This is a genomic window from Paenibacillus sp. GQ49 (assembly GCF_059759055.1).
Map to the genome: position 1 here is coordinate 96,638 of NZ_JCAXEL010000020.1, position 22,517 is coordinate 119,154.

At 47.0% G+C, this 22,517-nt stretch carries 14 protein-coding genes; 12 read left to right on the forward strand and 2 right to left on the reverse strand.

What is annotated here, in order from left to right; all coding sequences use genetic code 11:
* The first annotated feature begins 44 nt into the window (after window positions 1-44).
* From AC6CIF_RS25915 to AC6CIF_RS25930, 4 genes are read left to right on the forward strand one after another with little or no spacing between them, the layout of a single operon-like run.
* Window positions 45-1,493, forward strand: a complete 1,449-nt coding sequence (locus tag AC6CIF_RS25915; RefSeq protein ID WP_498202081.1) for a PTS mannitol transporter subunit IIBC — start codon at window positions 45-47, stop codon at window positions 1,491-1,493.
* Window positions 1,494-1,531: 38 nt separating this feature from the next.
* Window positions 1,532-3,634, forward strand: a complete 2,103-nt coding sequence (locus AC6CIF_RS25920) for a BglG family transcription antiterminator (protein WP_498202082.1) — start codon at window positions 1,532-1,534, stop codon at window positions 3,632-3,634.
* On the forward strand, window positions 3,631-4,065 hold the full coding sequence (locus AC6CIF_RS25925) for a PTS mannitol transporter subunit IIA (protein WP_017686856.1): 435 nt from the start codon (window positions 3,631-3,633) through the stop codon (window positions 4,063-4,065). The genes AC6CIF_RS25920 and AC6CIF_RS25925 overlap by 4 nt, the downstream gene beginning before the upstream one ends.
* On the forward strand, window positions 4,062-5,207 hold the full coding sequence (locus AC6CIF_RS25930; protein WP_498202083.1) for a mannitol-1-phosphate 5-dehydrogenase: 1,146 nt from the start codon (window positions 4,062-4,064) through the stop codon (window positions 5,205-5,207). The genes AC6CIF_RS25925 and AC6CIF_RS25930 overlap by 4 nt, the downstream gene beginning before the upstream one ends.
* 60 nt (window positions 5,208-5,267) lie before the next feature.
* Here AC6CIF_RS25930 and AC6CIF_RS25935 read toward each other — a convergent pair whose 3' ends face one another.
* Complete coding sequence (locus AC6CIF_RS25935; RefSeq protein WP_498202084.1) at window positions 5,268-5,519, reverse strand: cysteine-rich CWC family protein; 252 nt, start codon at window positions 5,517-5,519, stop codon at window positions 5,268-5,270.
* A 139-nt stretch (window positions 5,520-5,658) separates the two neighbouring features.
* Window positions 5,659-7,662 (reverse strand): endonuclease MutS2, encoded by a 2,004-nt coding sequence (locus tag AC6CIF_RS25940; protein ID WP_498202085.1) that lies wholly within the window; start codon window positions 7,660-7,662, stop codon window positions 5,659-5,661.
* A 526-nt stretch (window positions 7,663-8,188) separates the two neighbouring features.
* On the opposite strand from AC6CIF_RS25940, the gene AC6CIF_RS25945 reads away from it, so the two are divergent.
* The 8 genes from AC6CIF_RS25945 to AC6CIF_RS25980 all read left to right on the forward strand — a co-directional run bounded on the left by AC6CIF_RS25945 (window position 8,189) and on the right by AC6CIF_RS25980 (window position 22,417).
* Window positions 8,189-10,525 (forward strand): AraC family transcriptional regulator, encoded by a 2,337-nt coding sequence (locus AC6CIF_RS25945; protein WP_498202086.1) that lies wholly within the window; start codon window positions 8,189-8,191, stop codon window positions 10,523-10,525.
* 282 nt (window positions 10,526-10,807) lie between these two features.
* Window positions 10,808-11,761 carry an ABC transporter permease gene (locus AC6CIF_RS25950; protein ID WP_076212382.1) on the forward strand — a complete coding sequence of 318 codons (954 nt, stop codon included), beginning with the start codon at window positions 10,808-10,810 and terminating at the stop codon, window positions 11,759-11,761.
* 42 nt (window positions 11,762-11,803) lie between these two features.
* Window positions 11,804-12,676 (forward strand): carbohydrate ABC transporter permease, encoded by an 873-nt coding sequence (locus AC6CIF_RS25955; RefSeq protein ID WP_076212380.1) that lies wholly within the window; start codon window positions 11,804-11,806, stop codon window positions 12,674-12,676.
* A gap of 62 nt (window positions 12,677-12,738) precedes the next feature.
* Window positions 12,739-14,238 carry an extracellular solute-binding protein gene (locus tag AC6CIF_RS25960; RefSeq protein WP_498202088.1) on the forward strand — a complete coding sequence of 500 codons (1,500 nt, stop codon included), beginning with the start codon at window positions 12,739-12,741 and terminating at the stop codon, window positions 14,236-14,238.
* A gap of 24 nt (window positions 14,239-14,262) precedes the next feature.
* Window positions 14,263-15,375, forward strand: coding sequence for a glycoside hydrolase family 88/105 protein (locus AC6CIF_RS25965; protein WP_498202089.1), 1,113 nt, complete (start codon window positions 14,263-14,265; stop codon window positions 15,373-15,375).
* A 221-nt stretch (window positions 15,376-15,596) separates the two neighbouring features.
* Window positions 15,597-17,108 carry an extracellular solute-binding protein gene (locus AC6CIF_RS25970; protein WP_498202090.1) on the forward strand — a complete coding sequence of 504 codons (1,512 nt, stop codon included), beginning with the start codon at window positions 15,597-15,599 and terminating at the stop codon, window positions 17,106-17,108.
* Window positions 17,109-17,456: 348 nt separating this feature from the next.
* Window positions 17,457-18,725 (forward strand): S-layer homology domain-containing protein, encoded by a 1,269-nt coding sequence (locus AC6CIF_RS25975; protein ID WP_498202091.1) that lies wholly within the window; start codon window positions 17,457-17,459, stop codon window positions 18,723-18,725.
* Window positions 18,726-18,811: 86 nt separating this feature from the next.
* Window positions 18,812-22,417, forward strand: a complete 3,606-nt coding sequence (locus AC6CIF_RS25980; RefSeq protein ID WP_498202092.1) for a DUF5704 domain-containing protein — start codon at window positions 18,812-18,814, stop codon at window positions 22,415-22,417.
* Window positions 22,418-22,517: the final 100 nt, after the last annotated feature.

Sequence of the window (22,517 nt, forward strand, 5' to 3'; positions counted from 1 at the left end):
CCCTTTCATAAATCATAATCACTTGATCCAAGGAGGATAATACAATGAGTAATTTGGACCAAACGTCCAATTCCAAAGGTGGGCTACGGGTAGGTGTGCAACGTTTTGGCCGATTCCTGAGTGGTATGGTCATGCCGAATATGGGAGCGTTCATCGCCTGGGGATTAATTACAGCCATGTTCATTCCAACAGGCTGGTTCCCTAACGAGACGCTTGCACAGCTAGTTGATCCGATGATCAAATATTTGCTGCCACTGTTAATTGGTTACACCGGGGGTACGATGGTGCATGGTCAGCGTGGTGGTGTCGTGGGTGCCATTATGACCATCGGGGTCATCGTGGGTAGTGATATCCCGATGTTCCTCGGTGCCATGATTGCCGGACCACTGGCAGCATGGATCATCAAAAAGTTCGATAAATCGATTGAAGGTAAAATTAGAGCCGGATTTGAAATGCTGGTTAACAACTTCTCAGCCGGTATTATTGGCGGGATCTTGGGGATTTTTGCTCTACTGGGCATCGGGCCTGCTGTAGAAGCGATTAGCAAAGTATTGTCTGCCGGGGTACAAGGCTTAATGAATCTGGGCTTGTTACCGCTGGTCAACCTAATCATTGAACCAGGTAAAGTATTGTTCCTGAACAATGCAATCAACCACGGGATTCTGACACCGATTGCAACAGATCAAGCGAGAGAATTAGGGCAATCCGTATTATACATGCTTGAATCGAACCCGGGTCCGGGACTTGGTATCTTGCTTGCTTACTGTTTCTTCGGACGCGGAATGGCCAAATCTTCTGCACCAGGTGCCGTTATCATTCATTTCTTCGGGGGAATTCATGAGATCTACTTCCCTTACATTTTGATGAGACCGATTCTGATTCTTGCCGCAATTGCGGGTGGCGTCGCAGGTACATTAACATTCATGCTCACCGGAGCAGGACTTGTTTCGGCACCATCACCGGGTAGTATTATCGCGTATTTCCTCTTAACACCAAAAGGTGGATACCTGCCGATGCTCGCAGGGGTGCTTGTAGCAGCAGTCGTATCCTTCCTGGTTGCAGCAGTGTTGCTGAAAACGGGTAAACAAAAAGACGAAGATCTGGAGTCCGCATCCAGTCGGATGAAAGACATGAAGAGTCAAGGAACCGTGCCAAACGCTGGTATTACGGCTAATCAACGTGAAGCAGCCGCAGATATGGCTTCTTCTACAGTGAAAACAGACGTGAAGAAAATTGTCTTCTCCTGTGATGCAGGCATGGGGTCAAGTGCCATGGGTGCTTCCATTCTACGCAAGAAGATGAAGGCAGAGGGGATTGACGTTACGGTGACCAATACGGCTATCAGTGATATCCCGTCGGATGCAGACGTGGTGATCACACAACAAGTATTGACCGATCGTGCCCGCTCCGTTGCACCGAATGCAGAACATATATCCATCGACAACTTCCTAAAAAGCCCGGAATACGATGCGCTCGTTGAACGTCTGAAGTAATTGCACGCATTTGTTTTCCCTGAGCCGGAGGCTGAGATATGAGTATTACCAAAAGACAACGTGAAATCGTGGAGTTCCTGCTAGAGCATCCACATGAAGTTACTGCCGGCGAAATCGCCGTTGAAGTAAAGGTCAGTACCCGAACGGTTCACCGGGAGCTGCAAATGATTGAACAATGGCTTGAACCTTTGGGCATGAGGCTGGAAAAAAAATCAGGAACCGGTATCCGAATCGATGCCGGTTCCGATGATCTGGCTGTATTACGCCAGCAACTAGAGGGTAAAGAATATGTAGAGTTTACGCCAGAAGAGCGTAAGCTCTTCATGCTTTGCATCCTGCTGGATGAACCGGAGCCTGTAAAGTTACTCGCCTTGGCTTCGGATCTGAAAGTGACCGTATCCACCGTAACCACGGATCTGGACGATCTGGAGTCACGGATTCGTCAGGCGGGACTAAAGCTGGTTCGCAGACGTGGATATGGCGTCAAGATTAACGGAAGTGAGACGATTCATCGCACAGCCATAGCTGCACTTGCTCTCGAATTTTTGGATGAGTCCGACCTATTCGGAAGACAGCCAGAACAAGGGGGCTCCGTCGTAAACCAAAAACTGTTGGATATGATTGGACACGGTGATGTGCTTACGGTCGAAAATGCGTTATGGCAACCAGACATCGAATGGCTGGAGAACATCCCGGAACGCCAATACATGAAGTTGCTGATTCAATTAGCCGTAGCGGTTGTACGTATTCGTAAAGGCTTTGGCATTGGCCGTATGTCTCCACAAGAGAACACGGGAGATGAAGTTGCAGAGCAAGATGAGATGAAGGTTCCACCTTATATGGCTTCCCGCTTGTGTGGTGTGTTATCCACCCAGCTGGGGCTGACATTCTCCCAAGATGAGCAAGCTTATTTTCACAGACTATTAGTTGAGACAGAGCAGCGAATTCACTCTTCGAGGCTGTTGCCAATAGACGACTTGATTTTACTGGACAGGGTACATTCACTGATTGATCAGATGCAGGCGAGAACGCATTACGCCTTTCATGAGGATCGTTTGCTTCGTGAAGGTCTGCTTGGTCATATGCAACCTGTCATGGAGCGAATTGAAGGGCAACAGATGATCCGTAATCCGCTACTGCAGCAGATTCGCAAGGATTATGATTCCCTCTTCGAAGAGGTCAAACAATCCGTGCATCAAGCTTGGCCAGGTACTGACGTTCCGGATGAGGAAATTGGTTTCCTGGTCATGCATTTTGGCGCTTCCATCGAGAGGTTACGTGCATTGAAACGGGAGATCAGGGCCATCATCGTGTGTACAAGCGGAATCGGATCAGCACGCATGCTTTCCAGCCGATTATCCAAGGAGATTCCCGAGATTCGGATCATGGACAGCGTGTCCTGGTATGAAGCTGCCCGGATACCTACAGATCAATATGATCTGGTGTTATCCACTGTTGATCTGCCGATGGATGAGCATCAGTATTACAAAGTGAGTCCACTGCTTACGGCGGAAGAGAGCGAACGTCTGCGTCATTTTATCCGAACAACAACATTACAACAACAGCATAATAACCCCCGTGAAATAGAGGTTCAGACGACAAGTCGTTACTCTGACCCGGATGGAATGGAAGCTATTTTAGTTGAGATCGTCCGAATTATTGGCAAGTTTCAGGTGTATCCGCTGGATAACCAAGATATCGGATTCTATAAAACGGTGTATGCGATGTGCAACGTCCTCCATGGATCTGGTGTGTTGAAGGAACCGGAGGAGGTGGCGAAACGATTGGAGGCACGTGAGGCAGTAGGGAGTCAGAAGATTCCCGGCACAAGACTTGCGTTGTTTCATACACGCAGTGAGGGAATTTACAGGCCGTCCATTAGTTTGTTTCAGCTCACGGAGCCACTTCTTCGTACGCCGGATGATCCGGCAGGAGTTACTCATGTTCTCTTGATGCTTGGTCCCCGAGAATTATCCAAGGAAAGCCTGGAGGTTCTCAGTGAGATCAGCGCCCTGTTATTACAGGAAGAAATGATTACATTGCTGGAAAAGGGAATCAGGGATGAACTCATTCATTACCTGTCCCAGGAACTCGTTGGATTTTATCGCAGTAAAACCGAAATTGGAGGTCAACCATTATGAGTATGTTAACAACAGATAAAGTCATCATGAATGCGACGGCTCAGGATAAATACGAAGCGATTCGCATGGCAGGACAGATTCTGAAGGATGCGGGACATATTACCGCTGATTACATTGAGAAGATGATTGAACGTGAAGAGATTGTCTCGACCTATGTAGGGAACGGCCTTGCGATCCCACACGGTACGAAGGAATCCAAAGCTTTCATTTTATCCACAGGTATCTCTGTTATTCAGTATCCACAAGGTGTTGATTTTGGCGAAGAAAAAGCCTATATGGTCATTGGTATCGCGGCTCAAGGCGGAGAACATATGGAGATCTTGACTAGCATCGCGGTAATCTGTGCTGAGGATGAGAATATGGAGGCCCTGCGTCTGGCGAAAACAGCCGAAGAAGTTATTGCTATTCTGGAAAGTGAAATGGAGCTATGAAGGCCCTACACTTTGGCGCAGGTAACATTGGACGCGGGTTTATCGGCTTGATTCTGTCCCGTGCGGGGTATGAGGTGGTCTTCTCAGACGTGAATCAGACCTTGGTAACAGCTCTCCAGCAACAGGGGCAGTATACGGTAGAACTGGCTAACGAGAGCAAGGATCAGGAGACTGTCACAGGTGTAAATGCAATCGATGGAACCCAGCTGGAGACTGTTGCCCAAACCGTGGTGGAAGCGGATCTGATTACAACCGCAGTGGGTGTAGGAGTACTAAAGCATATTGCACCAGGCATTGCGAAAGGACTTGAGAAAAGACTGAATTCAGGTCCTGCTCAAAACCCTCTTCACATTATTGCTTGTGAGAACGCAATTGGAGCCAGTACACAATTGAAAGAACATGTATATGCTTTGCTCAATGAAGACGTACGTTCCCTTGCTGATCAGTATATTTATTTTCCAGACTCGGCCGTAGACCGGATTGTACCTATTCAGCATCATGAAGATCCGTTGCATGTACAGGTGGAGCCTTTTTACGAGTGGGTGGTGGACCGTTCCCAGATGGCTCCTGCATTCAAACCGGTTGAGGGGATCGTATATGTCGATGATCTGGAGCCGTATATCGAACGTAAACTGTTCACGGTTAATACAGGACACTGCGTTGCTGCGTACATCGGTAATGTGCACGGGTATGACACGATTCAGAAGGCTATTGCTGATGAACAGGTGAAATCCATTGTATACGGCGCTTTGCAGGAAACTGGAAAAGTTCTGGTGAAGCGTTTTGCATTCAACCCGGAAGAACATGAGCAGTATATTGTCAAAATATTGGGACGGTTTGTCAACCCGTATCTTACCGATGAGGTTACTCGTGTTGGTCGTTCCCCGCTGCGTAAGTTGTCTCCGAATGATCGTCTGGTTCGCCCGGCCCTTCAGGCATATGCGGATGGAAGCGAAACGACCTATCTGGCTATGGGCATGGCAGCAGCCTGCAAGTTCGATGTCTCCGATGATCCGGAAGCAGTTGAACTACAGGACATGATCCGCGAGAAGGGGATTACAGCTGCGCTCCACCATTATACGTCCATGGATGAGCATCATCCGGTGCTTGAACAGGCTGTTGCCCAGTATAACCAAATGTAAGAGCAATGGCTGTAAGCTAATAGTATAGATGAGACATAATGAAGAAGAGCCATACAGTTGTTAACTGTGTGGCTCTTCTTTTGGTTGGCTTTTATCGGCATAGTCATCCAAACAGCGTTGACATATGCACGATTTTCGGCGCTGATCTGCCGGAATGCGGTCAAATACACCTTCGAGGAAAGTAGCCCGGTTACACCAACATTCCGAATGAGGATGTCCTGCGGCATAGGAACAGCGATTAGCTTCCCCGCATAACGGGCAGACAAGAACATCGATATGGATGTGCTCTTGATCGTCTTGTTCTGCAGACATTCGGTTCTTCCCTCCCTGTACAATAGCTACGAGTTGAAGTTGAACATACTGGTCCCAGTATAACAGAAATACGCCGGTGATTATGGATTTCACTCTGTATATATGACTTCCAGTTCACCACATCTGTTTCTCCCATCGGTTATTCTTCAGGCGGTAATTCGATCTGTAGGCCTTCCACATGTTTGCGTCCCATCAATTTACGTTTCTTTCGATTTTCCTTTGTTTCTAACACAATGTCCAAGTCATAATCATCACCTGGATAAAGCTCATTGGCAGATATATGCAGGGTCAGGCGTTTCTTATGGATTTTGACTTTGCGTCCCCGCAGCATGACCCCGATATTTCCACGGCTATCCTCCACATCACAGACGATGCCGGACTGATTGAGATAGGCCGCATACACCCGATCTCCTTTGCGAAAAGTTTTGGCAGGAGTAGGAGAATCCGACTCTCTGGTTGTTGTCTTTTTGTGGAGACCGATTGAATCCTTTGACTGCTTCGACTGGTTCTTCCTAGATAACTCTGCTGGGTTGACTGATTCTACAACGGAACGATCAGGCGCCAGGACCGGAGTTTCCAAAGGAGATGACGTGAACCCTAATGTACGATCTCTCGAAATACTTTGATCTGACAGGGACTTGGATCGCTCGATAATTCGCTGTGGCATGCCCAGCTTTAATGCGATGGAATAGGCGTAACTTTCACCAGCTTCTCCGATACGCAATCGATACAGCGGCTGGAGAGAAACGGTGTCAAATTCCATACGGGCATTTTCGAATCCTGGCGTGGCAGCTGCAAAATGTTTGATTTCACCAAAATGTGTTGTCGCGACAACGGTTGCTCCGCGGCTGTGAAGTTCCTCCAGCATGGCGATGGACAGTCCGACACCTTCACCGGGATCTGTGCCGGAAGCCATCTCATCAATGAGCACCAGAGTCGACGTATTGGCCTGTTCCAGTATGCCAATCATATTGCGAATATGTGCAGAGAATGTACTGAGCGCTTGTTCCATACTCTGTCCGTCACCAATATCAACCGCTACCTCGTTATAAACGGCCATCTCGCCACCTTCCTCGACCGGAATAAGCAAACCGGATTGCATCATCAGGGTTAACAAACCAAGTGTTTTGAGTGCGACCGTTTTACCACCGGTATTCGGGCCAGTAATAATGAGCGACGAGTATGTTCTGCCGATTGCAAAATCAAGGGGAACCATGGAAGAACCCATGAACGGATGACGTGCACGTTGAAGGCTGATGTGGCCGTGTGTATTGACTCGAACGGTACGCCCATCCATGGTGGCCGCATATTTGGCTTTGGCAAACAGGAAGTCCAGCACACCTACCGTTTCGGTATTTAGGGAGATTTCACGGTTGTACGATTCGGCCAGGGAGGTTAAATCACCTAGAATTCTCATCTCCTCTCGGGACTCCTCGGCTTGTAGAGCAGCCAATTCCATCTGCAGACTTACTAATTCAACGGGTTCAATATACACGGTTTGCCCGCTCCCCGATTCATCCAGCACACTGCCCTTCACCTGTTTGCGAAACTCTTTCTTAATGGGCAGAACCGTTCTTCCTCCGCGTTGGCTGATGACATGCTCCTGCATGATGGAGCGATGTTTGCTTACCAGAGAATCAAGCTTTCGTTTCATGCGCTCCTCATTCACCGTTATTTTTTTACGAATTCGAATCAGTTCCTTACTCGCCTGATCCTGAATGCGTCCACTATGGATGCAACGCTCAATCTCACTCAGCAAAGGTTCGATCAGAATCATGGATGCTGCATAACGACTGACGGTGGGAGCGGCCCCGGATTTGCCCTCCATGTATTTCATAAGTTGTGCACAGCTTCGCAGGAACTGAGCGAGATGACTGAAGTCGCGTTCACTGAATAGATAACCGGTGCCAAGCAGATCCATAATGGTCTCCATTCCGTCGAGTGACGGGAGGGGGATGCTGGCTCCGAAGCGAATCAACGCAGCTGCTTCTGCTGTTTCTTCCAGGCGAATCTGAATCAGGTGAGCATCTGCCATCGGTTTCAGTTCTCTGGCATAACGTTTGCCCAGATAAGACAGGGCGCAGTCTGCAACGTTTTTTTGAATTTGTGGATAACCCAAACTGTTTAATGTGTTTTCATTCATGCGTAATCTCTCCTTGAATTTGAATTGGGATTTCAGTTAAAGCGGTACAACGTATTCCTGAAAACGCAAAAAGGGCGGAGAATGAACAAACGTCATTCTCCGCCCTAAACGTATGGGAAAGCAAAGTCCACTACAGGTCTATATTAAAAAATCCGCGCTGAACTCAGCGCGGAAATAGACCCGGACAATTACAATCCCGGAGGCGATTTATGATATCCGCTGTTCTTAACTAAGTACAGGGATCTGGCGCATCATGAAATACACGTATGCCATATGGGCACAAGCGCAATGAAAGGCCAAACTCCTGAATATGAAACTTGGTTAGTTAAGAACATTCACCGACATTAAAAATCTCTCCTTTGATTGAGGAATATGCAACCAATATAAACTGGAAATTGGTTTGAAGTCAACCTTTAGAATAAATGAGTGGACTTGAATAAGAATGGGTTTTAAAATAACAATAGTAAAATAATCCAATGAAAGCGATTTATTTTAATAAACATACGTATAAAGGAGGATGCTCTTCTTGCCTAAGTATTTACTGCGTTTGCTCTGTTTTACCCTGATCCTCGGAGCCCTTCCGGTCATTGTTATTGGTTCGGTCTCGTATACGATTGCATCACGTGACATTGAACAGAAAGTGCGTGAGAGCAATCTTCAGATATTGCATCAGACCCAAATGAGGGTAGAACAAGTTCTGCGCAGCCTGCAATTATCATCCATCCAGTATGTTAATTCGCCCTTGGTACTACAGGCGATGAAGAAACCACTAGACAGCAGCGAGTTTCAGGAGATTCGTGATCTGACATCCGGTTTTAACAACTTGCAAGCGGTTACGAACATTGACCAAGCCTATCTGGTTAATCTGGATGAAGATTGGGTCGTGTCGATGCGTTCTTTTGGCAAATTGGATGATTTCAGTATTCGAGACCGAATTGGCTCCTACCTAAGTTATACCAACAGCCTGTTCTGGGTCACTCAGAATGTCAGTTCAGCCAAAGAAAGTGTACCTGTGTCAGCAGGTATGGGTGAACTAACACCTGAACAGGCACCTGCGCTTATATCATCGGATAATGTGGTCAGTATGGTATTCAAAATCCCGATGATACCAACCAATGTGAAACCAAAGGGATTTCTTGTGATTGATATCGCCGATACGGAACTGAGCACCTACTTGAGCCGAAATACGAATTCTGGAGATATGTACGTTCTGGATCGGGAGCAGAAGTATTTTCTGAACGATATGCAGCAAGGCGGGAAATATGACGCGCTGAATAAGGAAATTCAGGAAATGGTACAAACGACGGGGCAGCCAGAGGGTTTCTTCAGTGCGGAGGTGGAAGGTAATCAAGTGGCGGTTAGTTACAGGCAATCTCCTCTCAATGGCTGGTTATACGTGTCCGTTGTATCTCTTGGACAGATTACAGCCCAGTCACAGAAAATTGCATTGGTTACCGGTATCGCTACACTTGTCATGTTATGTGTAACGGGATTGTTCGCCATATACGGCAGTCGGCGGATGTACTCACCGATCTCCAGACTGCTGCAATTTACGAAGGGGCTGGATGCTCCAGTTGCTCCATCAGGGCGACGTCAAGATGAATTTATCTATATCGAGGAGCAGCTGTCAACGTTGTTCAGTTCGGAGAAAACGATGCGTGAGCAGATGAAGGGGCAGCATGTGCACCTCCAGGAGTTTTTTATGACCAAATTGCTGACAGGCAAAATCTCGGAAGAGGATTTCAGATATCAGGGAGAATTGTACGATTTCCCGACAGGGTGGGCGAGTCTTGGCGTACTCATGCTCCAGATCGATACCTTGGAAGGGACCCGATATGAGGAACAGGATCGCGATCTGCTCCTGTTTGCTGTCAACAATATGGTGGGTGAGCTACTCCCTTCGGCAGTTCGGTTCACCCCAGTCATGCTGGATGATGCTCAGGTCACCGTACTTGCCTCCGAACTGACGGATGAGGTGAAGCTGAAGGAATGGATGCATACTCAGGCAGACTGGATTCGTGAACGTGTCGTGACCTACCTGAATCTGCCCGTAAGTATTGGCATCAGTCGTTCCTATGCTTGTATTGGCGATACGCCAAGAGCGGTTCAGGAGAGCCGAGAGGCTCTGCAAGGCCGGGTAAGTCTGGGCAGCCGTATTATTTTGCATTACGAGGATATACAGCCACGTGGTCAGATGGAAGCCGCGTTGTATACCCAGTTACGTATGATCGAGGATCAGCTTGCGTCTGCGCTCAAGCAAGGAGATGAGGAGAAGACGGACGCCTACTTTAAGCAATATTTGGGACTGCTTGCAGACAAAAAGCTTCATTTCAGTGAATACCCCGTCATTATGGTTCAGTTATTGTCTCGTGTATATCAGCTTGTACAGGAGCAAGGTGGGGATGTAGCCGAAGTACTGGGTGAAAAAGCATCCATGTCACATTTGCTGAAGTTGTCCACATTGGACGAAATGACCAATTGGTTCCGCAAGCGGCTGTTCCTGCCCGTCATCCGTTTCTGGCGAGAACAGGAAGAATCCCAATATATGAATATTGCGAGACGCATGATTCGCTTGATCGAGGAACGTTATGATCGTGAATTGTCGCTTGAAGCCTGTGCAGCAGAGCTTAATTTCCATCCTGTCTACCTAAGTCGGGTATTCAAGAAGGAAGCTGGAGTCAATTTTACGGAATATCTCGCAGAGTATCGTATGGAAAAAGCAAAGACATGGCTGCAAACGACAAATCTTAAAATATCGGAGATTGCCGAGAAATTAAACTATACCAATCCAACCGCATTTATCCGTACGTTTCGCAAAATCACAGGAACAACCCCCGGCAAGTACAGGGAGCAGCAACGATAAAACAAACCTGCTCTGCCCGCCATGGCAGGCAGGCTTTTTCATGTCTGGCTGAAGGAAGAAGACCACTTGCCTCCATGAAGTTAAGACAGGAATATGGAGGTTGAAAGCAGTTCATTATGCCTTTAGATTCTGTGAGGGGAATGAGCTAAACCCTTGCTACATAAGGAAAAACAAAAGGCTAAAACGAGACGATAGCCAGTCATTCGTTTATCCTCCACAATGAAGACATGAATTCAGGAAGTGATATTTTGTAATCGTTTCCAATGTGGGGAGGAAGACAATATGAAAGCCGAAACGGCGGCTCGAACACGGCCCGCTACCCGCAGTGACAAAAACCTGCTGTGGAGGGACATTATCAAAAACCGGTGGCTGTATATCATGTTAATACCGGGTGTGCTTTACTTTGTTATTTTCAAATACATACCCATGTATGGCATCACGATGGCTTTTCAGGATTACACGCCTTACAAGGGCATCTTGGGAAGTGACTGGGTAGGGTTCAAACATTTTCAGCGTTTCTTCGGAGAACCGCAGTTCTGGACATTATTTCGGAATACCTTTTTACTTGCCATTTATAACATTGTATTCTTTTTCCCACTGCCGATTGTACTGGCACTCATGATGAATGAAGTTCGCCGTGAACGGTTCAAACGATTTGTACAAACACTTGTCTACGTTCCACACTTTGTTTCCTGGGTTGTTGTTGTCGGTGTGTTCTACATGCTGTTCACAACCGAGGGTGGTGCGATTAATGAATTGCTTTATAACCTGACTGGACAAAAGGTGGCGTTCCTGCTTGAACCTGGATGGTTCCGAACGATGATTGTCGGACAATCCATCTGGAAAGAAGTCGGTTGGGGCACAATTATCTTCCTGGCTGCGCTTTCCGGTGTTGATACACAGCTCTATGAAGCTGCACGGATTGATGGTGCCAATCGTTGGCGCCAAACCTGGCACATTACGCTGCCTGCGATTCGCAGTACAATCGTCATTTTGCTCATTCTGCGTCTGGGAAATTTCCTGGATACAGGCTTTGAACAGATCTTCCTGATGCTAACTCCGACGAACCGAGATGTGGGTGAGGTATTTGATACCTACGTGTACACGAAGGGTCTTACACAGGCACAGTACAGTTATAGTGCTGCTGTCGGGTTGTTCAAATCGGTTGTCGGGCTGGCGCTTGTCCTTGGTGCCAATACGATGGCCAAAAAATTCGGGGAGGAAGGCGTCTACTAACCTCGGGTGCAGACGTTCTTCACCAGACAGGAGTGAACATTGATGCAACAGGATAAAACGTGGGGCAACCGGATCTTTGATATTCTCAATCATGGCTTGCTGCTGTTGATTGGAATCGTGACGGTCATCCCGTTCATTTATATTTTGGCCGTCTCGTTTACAAGTCCGCATGAAGTGGCTAAGGGAGGATTTATTCTTTTTCCAAAAGAGTTCTCTCTGGCTGCGTACCGTTACATTTTCTCTACAGATACCTTGATTCGCAGTCTGGGCGTATCGATCTATATTACGGTGATTGGTACCTTCATTAACCTGCTGTTTACGTCACTTATGGCGTATCCGCTCTCCAGAAGATATTTGCGTGGACGCCAGCCCATATTGCTGGGTGTATTGTTCACGATGCTCTTCAGTGGCGGGATGATTCCAACCTACTTTGTCGTGAAATCCTTGCACCTGACGGATACGTTGTGGTCACTGATGTTACCTACCGCTATTAGTGCATTTAACTTGATTGTACTCAAAAACTTCTTCCAGGCCATTCCCGACGAATTGGAGGATGCAGCCAAAATTGATGGATGTAACGATGTCAGTGTATTGTTCCGGATTGTACTACCGTTGTCCATGCCAGCGATGGCGACATTTTCACTCTTTTACGCGGTGGCTCACTGGAACAGTTTCTTCAGCGCTGTTATCTATATCAACGATAGTGAAAAGTGGCCTGTCCAGGTCTGGCTGCGTGAGATTGTCATTCTGGCACAGAGCCGAATCGGAGACACAAGTATCGAAGAGACCGAGATCCAGCCGCTTACCATTCGTATGGCCGTTATCGTGTTCTCCACGATTCCGATTATGCTGGTATACCCATTCCTGCAAAAGCACTTTGCCAAAGGAGTGATGCTGGGTTCGGTGAAAGGTTGAGTCGGCAGATGGTTCAAAGTCAGTTCAATATGACTGCATAAAAAAAGGGAGGTTTTCATGTTATGAAAGCAACAAAAAAGAAAGCCGTAGCTGTCTTGAGCACACTGGCACTGGTGACAGGTTTGCTGGCAGGATGCGGATCAGACGAGGGTCAGGCTGCCGAGGGCGGCGTACAAAATGTGTCCATAGCCATTGCACAGGTGGGTGATGTGCCAAGCAAGGGCAATGAAGTTCAGCAAAAGATTGAAGCGTATACCAATACCAAACTGGATATCCAGTGGATTCCGGCTTCGGCCTACAATGACAAAATCAATGTGATGATCGCTTCAAGTGATATGCCGAAAATTGTGAAAGTGCAATATAACCCAACGGTGACCAGCGCGATGCGTAATGACGTGTTCTGGGAAGTGGGGCCTTTGCTGAAAGACTACAAAAATCTGTCGGCACAGAACGAGCGTTTTTTTGACAACATCAAGGTAGAGGGCAAAATCTACGGGGTTCCTGTATTCTCGGATATTGCGCGGGCTACAGTGATCTATCGCAAGGACTGGTTCGAAAAGCTGAATCTGAAGGTGCCAACCACACCAGATGAATGGTATGAAACGATCAAAACACTGGCAACCTCCGATCCGGATGGAGATGGTCAGGATAATACGTTTGGACTGATGCTCTTCAAAAAATACAATGAGGACCAATATTCCTTCACGACTCGCCTTGGCGTAAGTTTTGGTGCACCTAACAAATGGAAGGTCGAGGATGATGGCAGCTTCACACCGGAATTCATGACACCGGAATATATGCAGGTGTTAGATCTGCTGAAACGTTTGTACGATGAGAAACTGCTAAATCAAGATTTTGCCGTATTCGACTCTACGGAAGCGGAGAAAAAGTATGATTCCGGTGTTGTCGGTATTCGTGTTGGTGTTGCTCAGAACGGAAAAAGTCAGCAAGAGCGTCTGTCCAAAAACAATCCGGATGGTGTGGTAGACATCGCTGGTTTGCTTGGAGCGAACGGAGATCGTGTTGCAGGACAGACGGGTAACTCCGGCATTCTGGCATTCCCTAAATCGACGGTGAAATCGGAAGAAGAACTCAAGGATTTGCTCTCCTTCCTCGATAAATTGATGGACCCTGAGATGGCGACCCTGTTGATGCGTGGTATGGAAGACAAACATCACACCAAAGTGGGCGAAGATCAAGTGGAGATGAGTGACTTCGATGCATTCCAGCGTGAAGTGAAACCTTACCGTGACAACCTTCCTTATGTGGAAGGATATAACGTACCGAAATTGAAGGATACCGAACTGGGTGAAAAAGGTACGGCACTTGCCAAGGAACTGGCGGAGCACGCTGTGCCAAACCCTGCGCTGACGTTATATTCTCCAACGTATGGTGACCGTGGGGCGGATCTGGATCAGGTGATTGCCGATGCACAAACCAAATACATCATGGGCAAGATCGATCGAAGTGGCTGGGAAAAGGAAATCGAGAATTGGGGCAATGCGGGTGGAAACAAGATTCGTGAGGAATATGCCGAAGATTACAAAAAACAGGCTCAATAAAGAGCCGGAAGCGGAGGCTTGATCATGAAGGAAACATTACAATTCACATCGGTGCGCATGGCACAGCAATTCATGGAAAGTTATCGCAACCATGAGCTGTACGCCACTTGGCATTATGAGAACGGCTGCTTCCTGAAAGCGCTGGAGGAGCTGTATATGCACACGGGGGAGCAAAAGTATTTTGACTATATCCGTGAGCTGATGGATCATTTCGTTCAGGAAGATGGCTCCATTCGCTCCTATACGATCGAGGAATATAATCTGGATCAGATCAATCAGGGAAAATCACTGTTCCTGTTACATGAGAAAACGGGTGAAGAAAAGTATCGCAAAGCTGCGGAGTTGCTTATGACTCAGCTTAAGGGACAGCCACATACGAGTGAAGGCGGGTTCTGGCACAAAAAGATTTACCCTTTCCAGATGTGGCTGGATGGATTGTATATGGCTACTCCGTATCTGACCCAGTATGGCGCAGTGACGGGTGAAGAAAAGTGGTTTGACAAGGCGGCTCTGCAGCTCTTGCTGGTGGAGCAACGTACACGTGATCCGCGTAGCGGTCTCTTGTACCATGCCTGGGATGAGAGCAAAGAGCAGCGCTGGAGTTCGGGTGAGACGGGATGTTCACCACATGTCTGGAGTCGGGCTATGGGCTGGTATGTGATGGCGGTTGTGGATACATTGGATCATCTGCCGGTAGATCATCCGCAGCGTGGGCAGATTGTGGGTATTTTCGAACGGGTAGCAAACGCACTAGTGCATGTGCAGGATCAACAGACCGGACTATGGCCACATCTGCTGGATCAACCGGGACGTGAGCGGAACTATCTGGAGGCTTCCGGGACCTCGATGTTTGTCTATGCATTGGCCAAAGGTGTGCGCAAAGGATATCTAAGTGACAAGTTCAAAGCGGTTGCGGAAAAAGGATATCAGGGTCTGCTGCAGCATCTGTTGCAAACGGACCGTGAAGGCGTGCTGTCCTTGACGCAGTGTAACGGCGGAGCCGGTCTTGGAGGAAGCCCGTATCGCGACGGCTCCTATGAGTATTATGTGACCGAGTCCATTCGGATCAATGATCCGAAGTCGGTCGCTCCGTTCATTTTGGCGGGAGTGGAGATTGAACTTTACAAGTCCAACTAACATGTACATGAGAACGTAGAGGACAGAAATAACTTGAGGAAGCGAAGCGTTCGCCTAAAAGCTTTCTGAAAGAAAGCTGCATCGGAAGCATAGACTTATCCCCGGATTTTCCCCTTCTTTAGAAGGGAATCAAAAAAATCTGGGGATAACAGCGATCTGAAGGTTGTTCTGTCATCGGAGTGGTCTGTGTACATAACCTTATCCAAAAGGAGAGATGGTTCATGAGTCCAAAAGGTCCAATGTCCCGTTTAGGCGGAATCGTTGTAATTGGTGCTATGTCCGCTGGATTGCTTGCAGGTTGCGGGGGAGAAAAAGCACCTGCTGCAGGGGAAGGTAAACTTCCTATTTCCATCTCTTTAATGCAGGTAGGAGATATACCGGCCAAGGAGAACGGGATTGAAAAGAAGATTGAGGAATATACAAATACGGATGTTAATGTACAGTGGATTCCGCAGTCTGCTTTTGATGATAAGGTGAATGTTATGGTTGCTTCAGGCGAGATGCCAACCATTATGCGTGTGAATTATGTACCGACCACATTTAATGCTGCCAAGACGGGACTGTTCTGGGAACTGGGGCCTTACTTGAAGGATTATAAAAACCTGTCTGCCCAATCCGAAGCTTATTTTAACAATATCAAAATTGAAGGCAAGGTCTACGGTATTCCGAACTTCCGGGATATTGGACGGACTGCGATCGTATATCGCAAGGACTGGTTTGATACGTTGAAGCTGGATATACCCAAAACGCTGGATGACTGGTATGAAGTGATGCGCTCTATTCGTAAGGATGACCCTGATGGGAATGGTAAGGAAGATACGTACGGTGCACTGCTTTTCAAAAAGTATAATGAGGGTGTCTCGTCCCCACTGACGCGGATTGCTGTAAGTATTGGCGGTGTTAACAAATGGGGAGTGGATGATGCCGGGAAATTGACTCCGGAGTTCTTGACCACCGAATATGTGGACACAATGAAACTCTTCAAGCGACTGTTCAGCGAGGGACTGATTAATAGTGATTTCCCTGCCCTGGACCCTTCTGATGCGGACAAAAAAATGGATTCAGGCCTGGTTGGCATGAAGCTGAATGGTGTGGCTCAGAACGGAAAGTCCTCTCAACAGCGGCTTACGCCTAACGCTCCAGATGGGGAGATCGATGTGGCTCCATTCCAGGGAACCGATGGTATTCGCATCGCCGGGGAGCCAGGGAACTACGGAATGCTGGTTATCCCGAAGGCATCCGTTACGGACGAAGAGCAATTGAAGCAGGTTCTTACGTTCCTGGATCAGTTGATGGATGAGGAATTGAGTACGTTGCAGCTCCGTGGATTGCTCGATGTGCACTACAGCAAGACTGCTGATGGGAAAACCGAACTTAAGGATTTTGACGCTTATCAGCGTGAAGTGAAGCCATATCGGGATAATTTATTAAGCATTGAAGGTTATAATGTGCCTGAACTGGTTGATGTTCCGATTGGTATGAAAGGTACAAAGATGGCGCGTGAGAATGAGCAGTACGCCATTGCCAATCCGGCACTCACCTTGTCTTCGGCAATCTATACCGAGCGTGGTCAGGAGCTGGATCAGATGATCTGGGATGCGCAGACCAAGTACATTATGGGGAAAATCGATGATGCTGGTTGGGAGCAGGAAATCGCAGGCTGGAGAAAAGCTGGTGGTGATCAATTGATCACGGAACTCGAAGCATCCTATAAGGAATTAAACGGGAAATAAAGCTGGCTGATATAAAAAAAGAGTTGATCAAATGGAATGATATGGTTTATTCTATGAGGGAGTTCATTTTTCCAATATCATAAAAAAACCCACACCCTTAAAGCATAAGGCTATGAATCTGCGGATTCATGGCCTTTTTTTGTGTTTTAGGCGAATGAAGTGGGTCTATGGAAGGAGGCGCGCACACCTTGAAGTGATGGGGATGGACGAAAAATAATACCAATAGCCTAGTACAACATGGTAGAATATTGATTATTATGGCAAATTTAGGTTTTGGTTATGAAGAGAAGTGACTAGGTTGACCAAGTAAAGCATCCCCATACTAAGGTACATAGGAGCGTGAGTAGATTGAAGAAGCAGATTGAAGGTCACGAGAAGAAGAAAAAACGGAACGTGTGGATCGTCGGGTTATTAACGACAGCTGTACTGGCAGGAACACTATTGCCCGTTGGCCCCGTACATTTGACGTCAACAGCGAATGCTGCATCGGGAACAAGTGATACTGCTCTTAGCAAGTTCAAGGATATCAAGGGCCATTGGGCTCAAGCAACGATAGCCAAAGCGTATGAAAAAAATCTGATCTCTGGTTACCAGGATGGAACGTTTCGTCCCAATGGCAAAATCACGCGTGGGGAATATGCGACCATACTTGCCCGTGCGACTGGACTGGAGAAGGTAGAGGGGCAGAATCCCTTTGCTGATCTCAAGGGACATTGGTCTGAAGCGGCGGTTAGCCAACTTGTTGGACAAGGATTCATTAATGCTGGCGATTACGCCAAAGGGTTCAATCCAAATGCGGAGCTAACGCGTTACGAGATGATGAAATGGATTGCAAATGGACTGATCAAGTCCGGAACCAGCTTCCAGGATGCTTTTAATGATACGACGAATACGCTGCTCCCCACACCGGAAGTGAATCTCGGCACCATTCGTGCCGAACAGATTCCGTATCTTGCCCTTGTCCGTGGGACGGGCATTGTCGGTGGATTCCAGGATGGCACATTAAAACCTGCGAATTCCACCACTCGTGCAGAAGTATCAGCCATTTTGCTGCGTTATATGGATGTGGAGGGCACGGACGCGGGGAAGTATAGTGACCTGAATGAAATGAGAGAGGTTGGCACGACGGGTACGAATTTAACGACAGTATCAAATTACAAATATATTAAAGGTAACTTCGGAGATATAGTTAACACAGAGTACACGTTGAAAAATAATGTGGGGGTCGTAAGGTACCATAGATTTATCGTAGTGGATACCCGAGGGACTAAGCCCAAGGGACTGTACGCCACGTTATTTGTAGATCAAAATAACTTGACTAGGGCACAAAAGGGGCGCTTCTCTACCTACGCTGAGATAACGTTTACTTCAAAACTTGATAAGTCAAATCTTTTAACTATTGCTAGAGCGAATGATAATATAGCTATTCCAATTCAACGATTATTTAACGTGAGCTATTTGAAAGAAAAAGAGTTTATTACTTTACCAGACGATTCAAACGCAATGTTGAAGCAAGGGATATCTACCAAATTTTGGTCATCACATACTCTGGATCCTGTAAAGGGAGGATATATGTTGAAGAATGATGCTGGTAAAGAAGTTCAAATCTATCAATAGAACTTTTGGTGGTGTTTAAATTTAATATTAAACGTTATCTACTAGGTGGTTTTAAAAGTTTATATAGAATCCTAGTAATTATATTTATGATATTACCAGTCTATTACTGCACTTTTGATACTCTTAAAGCTAATGCCGTAGAAGAACAATATGGTTCCAAATCCATGAAAGGGCCAGCAGTAACAGTTGATGCAAACCCAACTCAAGGAACACCGGGAGTTTACTGGTATCAACTTGATTCAGGAGAATTTAGGGCAGAATATCAAGGCACACACAAAGATGTGGATAACGGAGGAACTGATTATGATGCATACCCTGTAAAAACAGAAATTCCTGATAATGTTGATATGAGTAGATGGCCGCCACTAAGTTGGAAGCCATATAGAGGTATAGGAATTGATAAGGAAATGGTAACTGATATTAAGTTAAAGAACGATCCTGATGGTGTAAAATATCAGCAGGTAAATAGTTATGAAGGAATAGGTAGTCCAAGAGTTACAAGTGAAAAAAATGCGGATCTTAGAACATATACTGGCAAAGGGTTTGAGTTCTTTGAAAGGGAACCTTATGGGACTAGGCCAGGCAATAAACCCAAATATAAGATGGTATACCACACCCCTGTTAGCATCTTCTGGGAAGGTAAGATTCACGAAGAAAAAGAAATCGATGTAACCCCAGATTCAACCCTTACCATAGGGAAAACGCAACAGATGGAAGCCAAGGTGAAGACAAAGGGCTATGGTGCGACAGATTTTAATGGGGGCATCGACGTATCGCGAAGGGAAACGGAGATCAAATGGTTTTCTTCTGACGAGACAATTGCGAGTATAGAGTTGAAAACAGGGATGTTAACGGCCGAAAGTCCGGGTACGGTCACTGTGCGTGCAATCTGGAACAATGGTACATATCTCATCTCGGATACAGCCACCATAACCGTTACGTCTGAGCCAGGACTCGTGGTGAATTTGCCGAACGCTTGTAAAGCCAATACAACACCACTACAGGCGGAAGCAGTTCTAACCAAACCGGATCGCTCTGTTCATAAACTGACAGCTCATCCTAAATTGACGTGGCAGAGCTCGAATCCGGCTGTGGCAACGATCGGCACTGATGGCAAAATCACGACAAAAGGGATCGTGGGTAGCACTACCATCAAAGCTCATTTTCTTGATTCTGCTCAGCAACTGGATGAACAAGGGACTCAGGTGCTTGAGGTGAAGGATTGCACAGATAATGGAGAAGGTGGTAATGATGGTGATCCGGGGGGCGACCCTGTGAACGCTTGCCCTGTGACCATCAGCCCACCGAGTAGAGGCATGGTTATTGAAGCATCGGTTATGGACCCGTCTGTTGGAGGTGTGTTGAAGGCAGACGAGCGTGGATCTGAGAAGTTTGATGTTACCCGTGGTATTCCCACTTCGGAAGATCTCTATGCCAATATTTTGGCCAAGGAATATCTGTTTCAGCACCGTTGGATTAACATGACAGGAACGGTGACTTACACCGTTAAAGTGAAAAGGGTTTATCATAAAACCTGGACGATCCCGGGAAGAGCGTCTAGTGGTGAGGGGGATCCAGGAACACCTCCTGAGCCCAAAGAACTTGATGTGCCTGGGGATAAAAATATACAAGTAACACGGACATATAGCTATTGGCAGATCGACAACCTGGAGGTATACAAGTTAAATGAGGCAAAGGTATCTAACTATGCGCTAGGCGGTTATGGTGACACCGTGACCCTGACGCCCAACGCATATACACCACCAACTTTGCAATCAGCTATGGATACAGCGGTTACTAATCATGTGAAACCTGCGCCATGTCGAGAAATTGATCTTGGCATCAAAGGGGTTCCGGGTGGTTCTACTGAACCTTCTACGCCAGATGAAACGTCATTGTTTCAATCTGAAGCTCAAGCGGAGGTTAGAGAGAACACCGTTAATAACGACAAGGTAACCTTTAATGGAGCGACAATTATGGATCCTGCCCCGGTGGAGCAAACAGCTCCAAGACCTGGGACGATCCCGCAGCCTGGCGTGATTGGAGAAAATGTTCTGTACCAGAATCGTCTGACAATCAAGAACACATTGATGAACAAAGCTAACCAGCCGACCACGGGTGAGATTACGTATGGACTGCTCCCTGGCAATGTTAACGGAGGTCAGGATCAGAAGTTCCCCATTCTGGGAATTAACACGGTGACAGTACATACTCCAGTTGTGAACTATGCCTGGGTGTCTGATGATCAGCCTCATAATCAGAAGACTACGCCTGATCCGACCAGAGCTGCACTTATTTTAGAGCGTCCATTCATTGTGCGAATACCGACCTCAGATCAACATTTGGATGTAGCGAGTTACCCAGGTTATGGAAACCATGATTATGCGAAATATTTCCGGATCAAACAGGTTCGTTTCCCATTTGATGTCTATAACGGTGCCAGAAGTCAGTTTATTCCGGCCATGACATGGGTGGATATTCCGGTAAATCAGTTGGACACCCCTTTTTATCTTCCTGTATGGGTAGATGAAGGGAATTACCAGGTTGAGTTTCGAAATATCGCCGAAAATGCACCTGCAAACTTCACAGAACAACAGGATGCGAACACCAATCTGACCCATCATGTCGCAGCAGATACCGTTGCTGTAGAGGTTATCGGACGATTATATGATTTTCACATCACTGATATTTCAGACTACAACTGGGAGAATGTGTTCCGTAAGCGGATGGGCAGCCCCGAACCAACGGGTGTAAGCTACTGGACCGGAGAAAACCGTATAGACGGAGATCCCCGAGGTAATTTGGCTCCCTATGTCCTGCCTATTCGTCCCGGCAGTCATCCGGTACAGGGGTTCCGAAATGCAGCGGTGAAGACGGGTTACCATTTCAAGTTTGATCTGAAAACCAAGGGTAATATGTTTGGGAAACAGGATGGTATCCGAATCACGCCGACGTTCTCTTTTGTGAGTAGAGATGGCACCACCCGGCAAGGAGTGGATTTATACTACCATCGAGGACAGGAACGACTCATTCGTATCGGATCGGCACAAGATTTAGAAAAACGTTTTGTTGTCTTGAACTCACGGTTGCGGAATGTCCCCGGTACGGAGTTAGGTGATACAGCGCGTTATCAGTATACCTATGAACTGTCGGAGGAGGAACGCAATCAGGGTACAATGGCGGAACATATGGTTCGTTTCGTGGATCAGACCTCACATCATAAAACGTGGGTAGGTCGTTATGACTGGATGATTCTTCCTTCACAGATCCGTACACTCATTGGCCCAAAAGCAGATATTCCCTCCAGTGTTAATGTGGATCGGGCGAATGCAGCGATTCAGCGCTGGTATGGGGAATATAGCTTGCCCGCAGATGTATATGCAGTGCCCAAAGGAACCGATCTCGAGTCACTTGCCAGACAAAACCAGTTGGATGAGAAGGCAATGGTATTTCTGAGGGACGGTTACATTGTGGTTAACTTCAATATCGAAACATTGCGCAGTGGCAATACGAGTGCACCGCATCTGCAATATATTCATGCACCGTTGATGAATCAATGGCAAATGGAAGGTTTTGATAACAACCCGGTAGATAATCAGGGGAGAAGCTGGCCGATGCAAGATGGGGACGTGGTTTTGTACCACGCCGATCAATCCAGCCGGAATGATTTCCAATCCCAGGTACCACATTAGAGAGATATCGTTTTACCCATAAAGAAGGCAAGCGTAATGTGAATCTACATGACGTTTGTCTTCTTTTTTGTGTAATTCGGATTATGGTTGGGCAGCAGAA

Bases quoted from the DNA above. Each gene is read 5' to 3' on its own strand.
- AC6CIF_RS25915 (WP_498202081.1), top strand. From the start codon at position 45: ATGAGTAATTTGGACCAAACGTCCAATTCCAAAGGTGGGCTACGGGTA.
- AC6CIF_RS25920 (WP_498202082.1), top strand. From the start codon at position 1,532: ATGAGTATTACCAAAAGACAACGTGAAATCGTGGAGTTCCTGCTAGAG.
- AC6CIF_RS25925 (WP_017686856.1), top strand. From the start codon at position 3,631: ATGAGTATGTTAACAACAGATAAAGTCATCATGAATGCGACGGCTCAG.
- AC6CIF_RS25930 (WP_498202083.1), top strand. From the start codon at position 4,062: ATGAAGGCCCTACACTTTGGCGCAGGTAACATTGGACGCGGGTTTATC.
- AC6CIF_RS25935 (WP_498202084.1), bottom strand. From the start codon at position 5,519: ATGTCTGCAGAACAAGACGATCAAGAGCACATCCATATCGATGTTCTT.
- AC6CIF_RS25940 (WP_498202085.1), bottom strand. From the start codon at position 7,662: ATGAATGAAAACACATTAAACAGTTTGGGTTATCCACAAATTCAAAAA.
- AC6CIF_RS25950 (WP_076212382.1), top strand. From the start codon at position 10,808: ATGAAAGCCGAAACGGCGGCTCGAACACGGCCCGCTACCCGCAGTGAC.
- AC6CIF_RS25955 (WP_076212380.1), top strand. From the start codon at position 11,804: ATGCAACAGGATAAAACGTGGGGCAACCGGATCTTTGATATTCTCAAT.
- AC6CIF_RS25960 (WP_498202088.1), top strand. From the start codon at position 12,739: ATGAAAGCAACAAAAAAGAAAGCCGTAGCTGTCTTGAGCACACTGGCA.
- AC6CIF_RS25965 (WP_498202089.1), top strand. From the start codon at position 14,263: ATGAAGGAAACATTACAATTCACATCGGTGCGCATGGCACAGCAATTC.
- AC6CIF_RS25970 (WP_498202090.1), top strand. From the start codon at position 15,597: ATGAGTCCAAAAGGTCCAATGTCCCGTTTAGGCGGAATCGTTGTAATT.
- AC6CIF_RS25980 (WP_498202092.1), top strand. From the start codon at position 18,812: ATGATATTACCAGTCTATTACTGCACTTTTGATACTCTTAAAGCTAAT.